Source organism: Streptomyces sp. NPDC040610 (assembly GCF_055594065.1).
Genome location: NZ_JBVIXA010000021.1, coordinates 62,992 through 76,268, shown reverse-complemented (window position 1 = coordinate 76,268; position 13,277 = coordinate 62,992). Strand labels below are relative to the sequence as shown.

11 protein-coding genes are annotated in these 13,277 nt (G+C 72.3%); 4 read left to right on the top strand and 7 right to left on the bottom strand.

What is annotated here, in order from left to right; translation table 11 throughout:
* Positions 1-87 precede the first annotated feature (87 nt).
* Complete coding sequence (locus ACZ6AA_RS39170; protein ID WP_468458588.1) at positions 88-762, top strand: response regulator transcription factor; 675 nt, start codon at positions 88-90, stop codon at positions 760-762.
* A 62-nt stretch (positions 763-824) separates the two neighbouring features.
* On the opposite strand, the gene ACZ6AA_RS39165 is transcribed toward ACZ6AA_RS39170, so the two are convergent.
* The 4 genes from ACZ6AA_RS39165 to ACZ6AA_RS39150 form a co-directional block, all read right to left on the bottom strand.
* Complete coding sequence (locus ACZ6AA_RS39165) at positions 825-1,202, bottom strand: RedY protein (protein WP_471463245.1); 378 nt, start codon at positions 1,200-1,202, stop codon at positions 825-827.
* 99 nt (positions 1,203-1,301) lie between these two features.
* Positions 1,302-2,525, bottom strand: coding sequence for an L-prolyl-[peptidyl-carrier protein] dehydrogenase (gene redW / locus ACZ6AA_RS39160; RefSeq protein WP_471463243.1), 1,224 nt, complete (start codon positions 2,523-2,525; stop codon positions 1,302-1,304).
* Entirely contained in the window at positions 2,522-5,476 is a 2,955-nt protein-coding gene (locus ACZ6AA_RS39155; protein ID WP_471463242.1) for a polyketide synthase, read from the bottom strand. The genes redW and ACZ6AA_RS39155 overlap by 4 nt, the downstream gene beginning before the upstream one ends.
* Positions 5,477-5,618: 142 nt before the next feature.
* Entirely contained in the window at positions 5,619-6,404 is a 786-nt protein-coding gene (locus ACZ6AA_RS39150; protein WP_468458596.1) for an AfsR/SARP family transcriptional regulator, read from the bottom strand.
* 339 nt (positions 6,405-6,743) lie between these two features.
* Here ACZ6AA_RS39150 and ACZ6AA_RS39145 point away from each other — a divergent pair, with 339 nt between their 5' ends.
* From ACZ6AA_RS39145 to ACZ6AA_RS39135, 3 genes are read left to right on the top strand one after another with little or no spacing between them, the layout of a single operon-like run.
* Positions 6,744-7,397, top strand: a complete 654-nt coding sequence (locus ACZ6AA_RS39145) for a TetR/AcrR family transcriptional regulator (protein ID WP_468458598.1) — start codon at positions 6,744-6,746, stop codon at positions 7,395-7,397.
* Positions 7,394-8,044: an ABC transporter ATP-binding protein gene (locus tag ACZ6AA_RS39140; protein ID WP_468458600.1), complete on the top strand. Its 651-nt coding sequence runs from the start codon at positions 7,394-7,396 to the stop codon at positions 8,042-8,044. The genes ACZ6AA_RS39145 and ACZ6AA_RS39140 overlap by 4 nt, the downstream gene beginning before the upstream one ends.
* Positions 8,031-8,828 (top strand): hypothetical protein, encoded by a 798-nt coding sequence (locus ACZ6AA_RS39135; protein WP_468458602.1) that lies wholly within the window; start codon positions 8,031-8,033, stop codon positions 8,826-8,828. The genes ACZ6AA_RS39140 and ACZ6AA_RS39135 overlap by 14 nt, the downstream gene beginning before the upstream one ends.
* Positions 8,829-8,858: 30 nt before the next feature.
* On the opposite strand, the gene ACZ6AA_RS39130 is transcribed toward ACZ6AA_RS39135, so the two are convergent.
* The 3 genes from ACZ6AA_RS39130 to ACZ6AA_RS39120 all read right to left on the bottom strand — a co-directional run bounded on the left by ACZ6AA_RS39130 (position 8,859) and on the right by ACZ6AA_RS39120 (position 13,220).
* On the bottom strand, positions 8,859-10,418 hold the full coding sequence (locus tag ACZ6AA_RS39130) for a SufS family cysteine desulfurase (RefSeq protein WP_468458604.1): 1,560 nt from the start codon (positions 10,416-10,418) through the stop codon (positions 8,859-8,861).
* Complete coding sequence (locus ACZ6AA_RS39125; RefSeq protein WP_468458606.1) at positions 10,405-11,814, bottom strand: family 2B encapsulin nanocompartment shell protein; 1,410 nt, start codon at positions 11,812-11,814, stop codon at positions 10,405-10,407. Before ACZ6AA_RS39125 ends, ACZ6AA_RS39130 begins: the two co-directional genes overlap by 14 nt.
* Before the next feature lie 287 nt (positions 11,815-12,101).
* Positions 12,102-13,220 (bottom strand): mechanosensitive ion channel family protein, encoded by a 1,119-nt coding sequence (locus ACZ6AA_RS39120; protein WP_468458608.1) that lies wholly within the window; start codon positions 13,218-13,220, stop codon positions 12,102-12,104.
* Positions 13,221-13,277: the final 57 nt, after the last annotated feature.

Below are 13,277 nucleotides of genomic sequence, written 5' to 3'. Positions count from 1 at the left end.
CGGGACGAGAAGGACAGGAGGGACGGTCCGGTGCGACCGGCGTGGGCACGGCCCGCGGCCGGGCGAGACGCGGTGAGGCGGCGATCCATGAAGATCCGCGTCCTGGTGTGCTGCGACGAGTCGATCATGTCCGCGGCGATGCGCGCGCTGCTCGATCAGCAGCCCGACTTCGAGGTGCTCGGATTCACCACCGGACGTGAATCCGCCCTGGCCGTGGCCGAGTTGACGCCCCACGTCATGATCGTGGTGGCGCCGGCGCTCGGCCTCGACGACAGCCGTGAGCTGGCGGAGCTCGCCGCCCTGACGAAGATAGTCCTGATCGCCAAGGCCGAGTCCGCGCACCGTTCCGTCGAGGCCCTGTGCGTCGGAGTCAGAGCGGTCCTCGCCCCGGACTCCTCCGCGGACGACCTGATCCATGTGCTGCGCACGGTGAGCGCGGGCGCCTCCATGGTGATGCCGGCCGCCGCCCGGCGCAGCCTCCAGGGGTTGCCCCGGCAGGGGCGTGCGCACGGGACCGGGCGCAGGGCCGCCGACCTCACGCCGCGCGAGTCCGAGGTGATCGTGCTGCTCGCCCAGGGGAAGTCCAACGCGGAAGTCGCCGAGAAACTCTCGGTGTCCCTCGCGACCGTCCGGTCCCATGTTCACCATGTGCTCCGGAAGATGGGCGTGAGCACACGCGCCCAGGCAGTCGCCATCGCCTATGAAACCGGTTTGATGGCGGCAATTGGGCGGACCGCTGAATTCCGTGGCCAAGAGGGATGACCAAGAGGGATGAGCGGGCCCCGACCGGGAATGCCGACGCTCCCTGATTCCGTATCGCAAAATTATCGGGGCCGGTATCCGGACCCCACTCGATCGCCGCTCAACTCGGCCACCACCGTGGCCATCTTCTCGAATTCGGCGACCAGTTCGCGGAATGTGTCGGACCGCATATCGCGTTCGAAGTCCGTTCGGTCGGTCACTTCGATGATCTCGAAGTACTCTCCGGGCGCCGCGGCCCCGGCGTCCGTGACGCGCTGCACGGCGAACGCCACCACCCCCGGCAGCCGCGGACAGGCCGCGTAGTCGACGTCCCGGACCCAGGACTCGAACCGCTCCGGGTCCACGCCATCGAGCAGCCGGATGTGATGCACGATGACGGTGGTGGCGGCGGGCGCGTCGGCGCCGCCGTCCCGCGCGGTGCCGGATGTGGTGAGCGACATGGTGAAGGACGTCCCGTCGGTCGGAGGGGTGTGGCCCGTGCGGTCGGCCGGAGGGCGGTGCCCGCACGGTCAGTGCTTGCCTCAGGTGGTGCTCGTACGTCAGTGCCTGCCGCCCGCGCGGCGGTTGCCGCCGAGGCCCAGGGCGCGGGCGATGTTGTTCTTCTGGATCTCGTTGGTCCCGGAGAAGATGCGCGCGGGCAGCGCGTCCCGCAGCAGCGTCTCGGCGTCGCCGCCCGCGAGGACACCGAGCGCGCCCCGCAGTTGGACCGCGTCGAGGCCGATCCGTACGGCCGCCTCGCTGACGGCGAGCTTCGCGAGCGCGGGCGCGACCTCGTCCTCGCTGCCCCGCGCGAGGCCCCGGGCCGCCTTGTGGAGCAGCAGCCGCGCCGACTCCAGGGCCAGCGTCATGTCGACGACGCGATGGCTCACCGCCTGGAAGCCGCCGATGGGCACACCGAACTGCTCGCGCTCCTTGACGTACGCGACCGTGGACTCCAGCACGCGCCGCATCGCGCCGAGATACGCCGCGAACAGACAGGTGCGCTCCCACTTCATGGAGCCCGCGAACACGCTGGCCCCCGCCCCCTCGGCGCCGAGGACATGGCTCGCGGGCACCACGCACCCGTCCAGGCGCACATCGGCCGTCGGCGAGCCGCGCAGCCCCACCTTGTCGTACGCGGGCCCGACCGTGAGCCCCGGCGTGTCCGCCTCGACGACGAACGCCGTCAGGCCGAAGAAGCCGCCGCCGGGCGCGGTCGCCGCCTGCACCACGAACACGTCCGCGACGGGCGCGTTCGTCGTGAACGCCTTGGCGCCGTCGAGGACGTAGTGGTCGCCCTCGCGCACCGCCCGCGTCCGCAGCGCGAGCGTGTCCGAACCGGCCTCCGGCTCCGTGATGGCGTGCGCCGCGATCCGCTCGCCCGAGCACAGCGCGGGCAGCCACCGCTGCTTCTGCCGCTCCGTGCCGAACTCCACGACCGGCATCACCGCGGCGAACAGATGCGCCGCGACGGAGAACGCGAACCCGGTGTCCGGCGAGCCGTAGCCGAGCGCCTCCAGGACGGCCGCCGCCGTCACCGGGTCGAGGCCGCTGCCGCCGTACGCCGCGGGCACCACGCTGCCGACGAGGCCCTGCCCGCCCGCGAGCAGCCAGCGGCGCCGGAACTCGGCGGGGTCGAACGGGTCCGGTACGTCGCGGAGTTCGCGCCGCGCGAAGGCCTCGACCATGCGGCACATCTCCACGGCGTCGGCCTCGGCGTAGGTGTCGATGTCGGCGCCGGTGGCGGCGGATGTGTCGGCGTCGGCGCCGAAGACGAAGGTCATCGCGGTCCGGACCCTTCCTCGCGGTGCTCCTCTACGAGCACGTGGTAGTTGATGCCGCCGGTGCCGAAGGAGCTGACGGCCGCACGCCGCGGCCTGCCCGGCGGTCGGGTCCACGGCTGGGCCTCGGTCAGGATCTCCGCGGGGATGGCGGTGAGCCCGAGGGCCGGATTGAGCGTGCGCAGCAGCGTGTTGGGCGGCAGCGTCCCGGCACGCAGGGCCAGTAGCGTGCGCAGCAGACCGGCGCTGCCCGCCGCCGCGAAGGTGTGCCCGAAGAACGACTTCGCCGAGCCGATGCGCAGCGGTTCGGCCCGCGGCCCGCCCGCGTACAGGCGCGCCGCCGCGGCGATCTCGACGCGGTCGCCGACCTTGGTGCCGGTGCCGTGCGCCTCCAGGTAGTCGACCGTGCAGGGCTCGAAGTCGACCTGGGCGAAGGCCCGTTGCATGGCGCGCACCTGGCCCGCGACGTCCGGCGCGATGAGCGACTTGGCGTCGTTGGACGCGCCGACGGCACGGATCACTCCGTGCACGGTGTCGCCGTCGCGCCGCGCGTCGTCGTACCGCTTCAGCAGGAAGAGCCCGCAGCCGTCGCCCGGTGTGAACCCGTCGGCGCCCGCGTCGAACGGCGCGTTCCTGCTGTGCGACAGCAGGCCGAGCGCCGAGCACAGCACCATGTCCCGTATGTTGCAGGCGAGTTCGACGCCGCCCGCGACCGCGTAGTCCGCCGTGCCCGCGCGCAGCGCGCCGACGGCGATGTCGAGTGCGGCGAGCGACGACGCGCAGGCCGCCTCCACCGCGAGCGGCACCGCGTCGAGCCCGTACTCGTTCGCGAGCAGCGCGGCGACCCCGCTGGCCAGGCAGCCGTCGAGGAGCGCGGGCGGCAGGCCGTCGGCGACCCTGCCGGTGCGCTCCCGCAGCCGTTCCAGGAGCCGCTTGCGCCCCAGCGCGGAGAGCCCGGCGAGTGCCGGGAGCCCCACGATCGTGTCGTCGAGGCCGTCCAGGACGAGACCCGCGTGGGCGCGCCGCTCCCGCGTGAGCCCCAGCGTGCCGCCGACCGCGACCACGCCGCGCCCGTCGAGCACGCGGCGCGGCGCGAACAGCTCCGCCGCGACGGCGAGCGCGAGCCGCTGCGCGCCGTCGAGCGCCGCGTACCGGGGCGGGAGCACCGCCAGGTCCTCCGGTGGCTCGTCGGGCACCGGGACATGACCGCCCTGGTCGGTGTACGAGTGGGTGAGGCTGAGCGCGCCGGGGGAGTGGTACAGCTCCCGGTCGAGCACCGCCTCAGGCACGGGCCCGATCCGGGTCCGCCCCGAGGACACGACACGCCAGAACCCGGCCGCGTCCGAGGCCCCGGCGAACCGCCCACCGAGCCCGACCACCGCGACCGGCACGGCCCGCGTGGCGGCGGCCCAGGCCCGGCGCGTACGCCCCCGGGGGCCCGCGCGGTCCCCGTCCCGCCGCCCGCCCGCCCCCGGGCCGGGGTGCTCCTCCAGTACGAGATGGCTGAACGTGCCGGTGAGGGACGCTCCCTGGACCACGGCGCGGCGCGGCACGTCGGCCCGCACACCCGTGGACCAGGGCGCGCCCGGCTCCGGCGCGTGAGTTGCCGCTCCGCCCAACTCCGTTCCCATGGCGGCCGGTTGCTCTGGACAGTGCCCCCGATGCAGGGCCAGGGCGACCTTCACGAGGGAGGCAAGCCCCGCGTGCGCGAAGGCGCGGCCGTCGCCGGTGCCGAGGGTGATGGGGGGTGGGGTGGGGTGGGGGGAGGCGGCTGCGGGTTCAGGTCCGGGCCCCATGGCGACAGCGGAGTCCACGTACTCGACGTACTGCACCGTGTCCGGGTCGACCCCGGCCGCCCGCAGCGACGCGGCGGTCGCGCGCTGCCGCAGCTCGGCGGAGCGGGAAGGGCGGAAGCAGCCGGGCCGCGGGTCGTGGTGCAGGGTGCAGTCGAGGATCGTGGCGTAGACGCGGTCCTGGTCCCGGACGGCGTCCGAGAGCCGCTTGAGGAGGACGGCGCCGACGCCTTCGGTGAGTGGGGGAGGCGAGGCGCTCTGCGGTTCGGCGCCGGTGGGTGGGGGAGCTTCGGCGTCGTGGGGGGCGTCGGCGGGGGGTGGGGCTTCGGTGCCGTAGGGCTGTCCTACGCCGGGCGGAACTCCGGTGCCTGGCGAAAGTCCCTCGCCGGACGGCACCCCGTCCCCGGCCGACCACTCCGCCCCAGACGGCACTCCCGCACCGGCAGACGACCCCGCACCGGATCCCTGCCTCCCACCGAATACCGGCCCCCCACCGACCCGCCCCTTGGCCCCCAACGCCCACCCCACATACGGACTCTCCTCCCGCTGCCCCGTCAGCACGAGCACCGCGTCCGACCCCTCCGCCCGCAACTGCTCCAGCGCGTGGGCGAGGGCCACGAACGACGTGGCCTCCGCGGACTCCACGGCGAGGGTGCGGCCGCGGAGCTTGAAGGCCGCCGCGATCCGCGCCGGGATCGTGCTCGCCATCTCGCCGACCCGGTCGTGCGGCGACCCGCCGAGCCGCCGGGTGAGCAGCCCGCGCAGCTCGTCCCCGGCGCGTGCGGCGCTGTCCGGGTCGGCGCCCGCGGCGACGGCCGCGCGCTCCACCTCGCGGGCGTACCGGGGCAGTTCGACCCGCAGGGCGTTCGCGTGCTGCCGGTCGAGGGCGAAGCACAGGCCGGCGACGACGTCGGTGCGCTCGGCGGGCAGCGGCCGCGCCGGGTGGCCCGCGTCGGCCAGGCACCGGCGGGCCGCCTCCAGCATCAGCAACTGCATCCGGTTCATGGACCTGGCCTGAAGGGGCGGGATGCCGAACCGGGCGACGTCCACCACGACGTCGTCGAGGGTGCCCGGGTCGAGCGTCGCGACGCCCACGATGGCGACGGGCTCCGCGGGCCGGGCGGGGGCGGCGCGGGGAGGTTGCGGATCGGAGGTCGTCACGCGGCTGCTCCTGCGGTCGGCGAACCAGATGTCTTACCCGGCGATGAGTTCTTGGTGAGCGTGCGAGGAAATGCGTTTCGAGGCCGCATTCGAATAAGTGGGGCGGCTGGTGCGTAACCGGCTTCGAGGAAGTCGCCGCGATTCACGTGGCCGCTGTGGCGGTTGAAAGGGAAAGCGCCGGATCCTGCGACAGGATTTCCGTGTGGCGCCGCTGGAGCACGATTCCCGGTTGCACCCCGAGCTCCTCGTCGAGGCGCCGCCGCGTCACATGGAACAGCTCCAGGGCCTCGGCCTGCCGCCCGGTGCGGTACAGGCCGAGCATCAGGAGCTCGCAGAAGCGCTCGCGCAACGGGTGCTGGGCGACCAGGCGGCGCAGCTCGGCCACCGCGCGGGCGGCGTCGCCGACCGCGAGCCGGGCCCTGATCAGGTCCTCCCGGACCGTCAGGCGCCGCTCGTCGAAGAGCGCGGCCGCGCCCCGGCAGCGCAGCCCGTCGCCCGCGTCGAGCAGCGCGGGCCCCCGCCACAGCTCAAGGGCTGCCTGGAGCAGCTCGATCGCGCGCTCGGGGGCCAGGGGCAGCGCCGCCGCGCCGCGCGTGGCCAGGTCGAGGAAGCGGTCGCCGTCGACGCAGCCGGGCGGCACGTCGAGCAGATAGCCGCCGCGCACGGCGCGCAGGACGGTCGCGCCGCGGCGGCACGGATGGCGGCCGTCGAGCACCTTGCGCAGCCGGGTGGCGTGCGCCTGGAGGGCGTTGCGGGTGTTGCCGAGCGGCTGGCCCGCCCACAGCTCGTCGGCGAGGTCCCCGTGCGCGACCGCGCGGCCTGCGTCGAGGGCGAGCGTGGCCAGCATGGCCCGTACCTTGTTGGCCTGGATTCCGTGGAGTTTCCCGTCCGAGACGACGGATAGGGGCCCCAGGATATTGATGTGCATGATGTTCCCCCCGGTGGCGGCAAACGGCATCACTGGACGACAAAGGGCAGCGCTGGCCGCTCGGAGAGAACAGAGTGCAAGTCCCCCTTTGGCCCCCTCTTGGCCCTGTTCTTTCGACTCGGAACGAGTTTTGCAGGGGTGATGTCCGGATGTCATCGATCACCTGACGGGTTTCGGTCGCGCGGGTCCCGATCAATTTCCGGATATCCGCCTCCACCATCCGTGGAGACGGGTGCCACGGCCCTCCACGGATGGCGACGGCCCTCCACGGATGACTGACGGCCGCCCGCCGACGGCGGCACTGGACAGGCGACTGAACGAGCGTTTAGTCTGCTGTACATGCGTTCAATGCCCGAGGATCGCACCACACGGGCGGTCATCAGAGACGAGGCCCTGCGCCTCTTCGCCGTGCACGGCCCCGACGTGGTGACCGTCCGCCAGATCGCCACCGCGGCCGGGGTCTCGCCAGGCCTCGTGGTGCACCACTTCCGCTCCAAGGACGGCCTGCGCCAAGAGGTCGACCAGTACGTCATCACCGTCTTCGAGGGCATGCTCAGCGAGCTGACCGGCGAGAACGGCACGGAGCTGCTCGAGGAGTCGACGACCGCGGCCCGTTCCCTCGGCGAGGTCTTCCTGCGCCACCTGCCGGTCGGCTCACCGCTGCCCGGCTATCTGCGCAGGCTCCTGTTGTCCGACACGGAGGCGGGCCGCGGCCTGTTCCGGCGGCTGTACGCGATGAGCAGGGAGACGCTGGACGACCTCGCCGAGTCGGGCGCCGCCGCCAGGGGCGACGACCCGCAGGTCCGCGCGGCGCTGCTGCTGGTCAACGACCTCTCGGTGTTCCTGCTGCGCGACCAGCTCACCGGGGTACTCGGCGTCGACCCGCTGTCGGCGGCGGGCCTCGCCCGCTGGGGCCCGGAGCTCCTGAGCATCTACGCGGGCGGGCTGAACGCGACTCCCCAGGCACCGGAAGCAGAAGGAGGCCAGGCATGACCGCACGCCCCGAGCCCGCACTCACCGCCCGGGACATCCACAAGGCCTACGGCCGACATCAGGTGCTGCGCGGCGTGGACCTCACGGTCGAGCCCGGGCAACTGGTCGCCGTGGTCGGCGAGAACGGCTCCGGCAAGTCGACGCTCCTGAAGTCGATCGCGGGCACGCTGCACGTCGACAAGGGCGAGGTCACCCTCAGCGGCGCCCTCGGCTACTGCCCGCAGGACCCCGTCCTCAACGCCAACCTCACCGTCGACCAGCACCTGCGCTACTTCGCCGCCGCCCACCGCCTGACCAGCCTGGACCGCGCGGACGAACTGGTGCGCCTGCTCGGCTACGAGAAGTACCGCGACACCGCGGCGGGCGACCTGTCCGGCGGCACCCGCCAGAAGCTCAACCTGACGCTCGCGCTCCTGCACGACCCGGACGTCCTGCTCCTCGACGAGCCGTACCAGGGCTTCGACTGGGAGACGTACCTGCGCTTCTGGGACCTCGTCGACCAACTGCACGAGCGGGACAAGGCCGTCGTCGTCATCACCCACCTCGTCTTCGAGCAGGAGCGCTTCGACGTCCTCGCCGACCTCGTCGACGGCCGCCTCACGCCGCGCGACGCGACCGTGAAGGAGCCCAGCCATGCCGGCGCCTGACACCCTCACGGGCACCCCGCTGCACGCCCAGTTCCCGACCGCGCTGCGATTCTCCGTACGCGAACAGAGCCGCAACCGCCTCGCCGCGCTGCTCCTGCTCCTGTTCGTGCCGCTCTGGTATCTGCTGATGACGTCCATCGCGGGCGACAAGGGCCTGGACTTCAAGCTGTACGCGACGGGCGAGATGCTCGGCGTCAGCGGCAAGCACATCACGCTGATCACCGCCGGGATGAACTCCCTCACGATGATCTCAGGATTCGTCGTCTTCGACGCCGTCCGCAAGGCCCTGGCCTTCGACAAGCGCCTCGCCTTCGCCGGGTTCGGCCAGTCCACCCTCATCGGCGCCAAGATGCTCGCCATCGGCATCGTCGCGGGCACCATCGCGCTCTACACCGCCCTGGCCCTGCTGCTCTACTGGCGCCCCGGGTTCACCGGCTGGGCGACGATCCTCGCCGGGTTCGCCACCATGACCCTCACCTACGGCTCGCTCGGCCTGCTGCTCGGCGTCCTGGTCAAGAACGACCTGGAGGGCTTCTTCCTCATCATCATGGGCGGCCTCACCGACACGTTCCTGCAGAACCCGCTCGGCAACCCGGCCGCCAACAAGCCGGTCCTGCAGTACTTCCCCTCCTTCGGGCCGATGCAGTTCTCCGTGGGCGGCTCGCTCGGCGACACCGTCCTGTGGCGCTATCTCGGCCTCGGCCTGATCTGGGCCGCGTCCTTCGCCGTCATCGGCCTGATCGTGTTCCACTTCAGGACCCGGAGCCGCCGCCCCACGGGCTGACGGCCCCGGATCCCGGACGGGACACGGCGGCTACTGCGCCGGGGCGCCCTGGCCGGACTGGCCGAGCCGCCGCAGCGACGCCACCAACTGGTCCACTTCGTCCGAGGTGTTGTACAGCGCGAACGAGGCGCGGGCCGCGGACTCCAGGCCGTAGTGCGCGAGCGCGGGCTGCGCGCAGTGGTGGCCCGCGCGGACCGCGATCCCGTCCCGGTCGAGCCAGTCCGCGATCGACCCCGGATCGTGGCCCGCCATCGTGAAGGTCATCACCGCGATCCGCTCGGCCGCCGACCCGATCACCTCCAGGCCCGGCACGGTCGCCATCGCCTGCATCGCGTACGCCATGAGTTCCTGCTCGTACGCCGCCACGGCGCTCTGGTCGAAGCCCCGCAGCCAGTCGATCGCCGCCAACAGGCCGACCACACCCGAGATATGACCGGTCCCGGCCTCCATCATGTGCGGCATCGCCGCGAACGTCGTCCGCTCGAAGCTCACCGACTCGATCATGTTGCCGCCGCCCTGCCACGGCTTCATCTCCGCCATGGCCTCCGGCGTCGCGTACAGCGCTCCGATGCCCGTGGGCGCGAACAGCTTGTGCCCGGAGAAGGCGTAGAAGTCCGCGCCCAACTCCGTGACGTCCACCGGCATGTGGGCCACCGCCTGCGCGCCGTCCACCAGGACCTTCGCGCCGTAGCGGTGCGCCAGCGCCGTCATCTCGGCCACCGGCGGCACCGTACCGAGCACGTTCGAGGCCTGGCTGACCACGACCATCTGGGTGCGCGCGGACAGCAGGTCGGCGTACGCGGCCTGGTCGATCTCCCCGTCCGGCGTCAGCGGCACGGGGACGACCCGCGCCCGCGTCTCCTCGGCGATCAACTGCCAGGGGACGATGTCCGAGTGGTGCTCCAGGACGGGCACGAGGATGTCGTCCCCCGGGCCGAGACGGTCCCGGCCCCAGCTCTGCGCCACCAGGTTGATCGCCTCGGTGGTGCCCCGCACGAACATGATCGTGTCGGGCGAGGGCGCCCCCAGGAACTGGGCGACCGCGTTGCGCCCCGCCTCGTACAGCTCCGTGGCCTCGCGCGCCATGGTGTGCGCGCCGCGGTGGATGTTGGAGTTGGCCGCGCTGTAGTACGCGCTGACGGCCTCGATCACCTGCCGGGGCTTCTGCGTGGTCGCCCCGTTGTCGAGCCAGACGAGCGGATGCCCGTTGACGGTGCGGTGCAGAATCGGCACGTCCTTGCGGGCGGCCTCGGGGGAGAAGGTGCCGGGGGGTGTCGCGGCGAGGCCGGAGAGGTCGGCCGGGGGTGCGGCGGGCGCACTCGCGGTTCCCGTGGGCGTCTCGGCGGGGGCCGCGAGCGCTGGGGCCGCCGTGGGTACTTCCGCGGGGGCGGGGGCCGTCGCCGCGGGCACGCCGGTCGTGGGCACCGCCGGGGTCGTCGTCGTGGGCACCGCCCCGGGCGCGGGCGTGGCGGGCACCCCCGGCATCGCGGGCACCGTCGGAGTCGCCGGGATCCCGGCTGCCGAGGTGGCCGTCGGCGACGGCACCTGCTCAGGGGAACGCAGCAGCGCCCTGAGATCAGGAGTAGTCATGGTAGTTGTTCACCTCGACGTTCTGGAGCACCGCGATGGCGTCCTCGACGAGCACCGCCGTATTGAAGTACGCCGTCATCAGGTACGAGCTGATGCCCTTCTGGTCGGTGCCCATGTTCCGCATGGACAGACCGGGTTCGACCTCGTCGGCGACCTCGGAGGGCCGCAGCCCGACCACGCCCCGGTCGGCCTCGCCCATCCGCATGAGCAGGATCTCCGTGGTGCCGAGGGCCGCGCCCGAACCGTTGCCGCTCACGCCGTTGCTGAACGGCACCTTGTCCGACGGAAGCAGCGGCACCCCGCGCCAGGTCAGCAGCGGGCTGCCGAAGCGGCTGTCCGTCACCGGGGGCACACCCCGCCGCGTACATTCACGCCCGAACGCGGCGATGGCCTTGGGGTGCGCGAGGAAGAAGCTGGGCTGCTTCCACACCTTCGAGAGCAGCTCGTCGAGGTCGTCGGGGGTCGGCGAACCGGTGCGCGTCTGGACCCGCTGGCCCGGCGCCACGCTGTGGAAGAGGCCGAACTCCGGGTGGTTGAGCAGCGCCGCCTCCTGCCGCTCGCGCAGCGCCTCGATGGTGAGCAGCGCCTGCTGGCGGGTCTGGTCGACGTCGCCGCTGTAGACGTCGTGGACGCGGGTGTGGACGCGCAGGATCGTCTGCGCGAGCGTCATGTGGTACTCGCGGGGCGCGTCCTCGTAGTCGACGTAGGTGGCCGGCAGGTCGGGCTCGCCGACGTGGCCGGAGGTGAGCTCGACCGGGACCTCGGCGCCGGGCCGGACGCCGTTGCCGGAGACGTACGCGGTCATCGACGTGCGGACCCGCTCGTCGCGGTCGGCGAGCGCGGCGAGGGCGCTGCGCTCGGCGCACAGGGCGGTGCCGGGGGTGAGGGCCTTGACGCGGTACGGCGTCTGCTCCTCGCGGGTCCAGGCGCCGAGGTCGAAGAACTGGCCGTCACCGATGACCTCGATCAGCTGTTCCTCGCCGTAGCGCCCGGTCACCCGCTTCTCGGCGCGGCCCTGCACGATGATCCACAGCCGCTCGGCGGGGTCGCCCTCCTGGGCGAGGACCTGCCCGGCCTCGAAGCTGACCTCGCTGAAGGCGCCCGCGAGCTCGCTGAGGCAGGACTCCTCGGCGTCCCGCAGATACGGCAGTTCGCGCAGGTCGCCGGGTATGACGCGGGCGGAGCCGCCGTCGTTGTGGGTGCTGATCCGGTCGTCGCCGAGCACGAAGGTGCGGCGCCGGTTCACGCGGTACACACCGGACTTGAGGTCGACCCAGGGCAGGGCGCGCAGCAGATAGCGCGGTGTGGTGCCGCGCATCTGCGGCGCGGTCTTGGTGGCGGTCGCGAGTTGCCGTGCTGAATCCGGAGAGAGCGAAAGGCGATCGTTCACGGTCATGGGAGCCTCCTCGAAGACGGGCAGGGGCCGATCGTCTTCGTGCGGTTCCGTGACCACAAGGCGTATCTTTTCAACTACTTTTCGCAATCGGCCGGAAATGACCGATCAGGGATCCGGGGGCGAGGATTCCGGCGCCGTACGGCGGGGGTGTGGCCCGCGGCCCCGGATCGAGGTGACTGCCCGCCCGTCATATGCGACTGGTTTTGCTCCCCTACGGGCAGTTCGTGACCCCCCAACGCCCCCTTATGCAAGGGCTTTCGCGCCCGTACGAGAGGTCGTATCCGAGATCAGATCCGACCGTCGTCCCGGGCCTTCGACGGAACAGCCGCCGCGTCACGCTGTGCCGATTCCCTCTGGTGGGGGATGAGCGCGGGAAGCTCGCCCTGGCGCACGGTCACCGTGCGCGTCGGGGCGGGGACGGGGATGCCCTCGGCGCGGTAGCGCCGGTGGAGCCGCTTGATGAACTCGTGCTTGATCCGGTACTGATCGCTGAACTCGCCGACGCCGAGGATCACCGTGAAGCCGATGCGGGAGTCCCCGAACGTGTGGAAGCGGATGGCCGCCTCGTGATCCGGCACGGCGCCGGTGATGTCCTTCATCACCTCGTCGACGACCTCGACGGTGACCTGCTCGACCCGGTCGAGGTCGGCGTCGTAGCCGACGCCCGCCTGCACCATGATCGACAGCTCCTGCTCGGGACGGCTGTAGTTGGTCATGTTGGTGCCCGCGAGCTTGGCGTTCGGGATGATGACGAGGTTGTTGGAGAGGTTGCGCACCGAGGTGTTGCGCCAGTTGATGTCGACGACATAGCCCTCCTCGCCGCTGGTCAGCTCGATGTAGTCGCCCGGCTGCACGGTCTTCGCGGCGAGGATGTGCACGCCCGCGAACAGGTTCGCGAGGGTGTCCTGGAGGGCGAGCGCGACCGCGAGACCGCCCACGCCGAGGGCGGTGAGCAGCGGCGCGATGGAGACGCCGAGCGTCTGCAGCACCACCAGGCAGCCGATGGCGAGCACCACGACCCGGCTGATGTTGACGAATATGGTCGCCGAGCCGGCCACGCCGGAGCGCGACTGGGCGAGCGACTTGACGAGCCCCGCGACGATCCGGGCCGCGGTGACCGTGGCCGCGAGAATGAGCAGCGCCGACAGGACGAGGGTGACGGTCCGTCCGGTACGCGGCGTCAGCGGCAGCGCGGCCGCCGCCGCGGCGAGCCCGCCCGCGATCGCCGCGCACGGCACGAGCGCACGGGCGGCATCGACGATGACGTCGTCCCCGCCCCACCGCGTGCGGCTGGCCCGCTCCCCGAGCCAGCGCAGCGTCGTCCGCGACAGCAGGGCCGCGGCGAGCCCGCAGAGCACCGCTGTCCCGGCGATCGTCCAGTCGTGCAAGGTGAGGGCTCGGTCCATCAATGGGCTCCCGTGGTCGGCCGGTTGGCTCGTGTCCAGCGGGCGTACACACTGCCG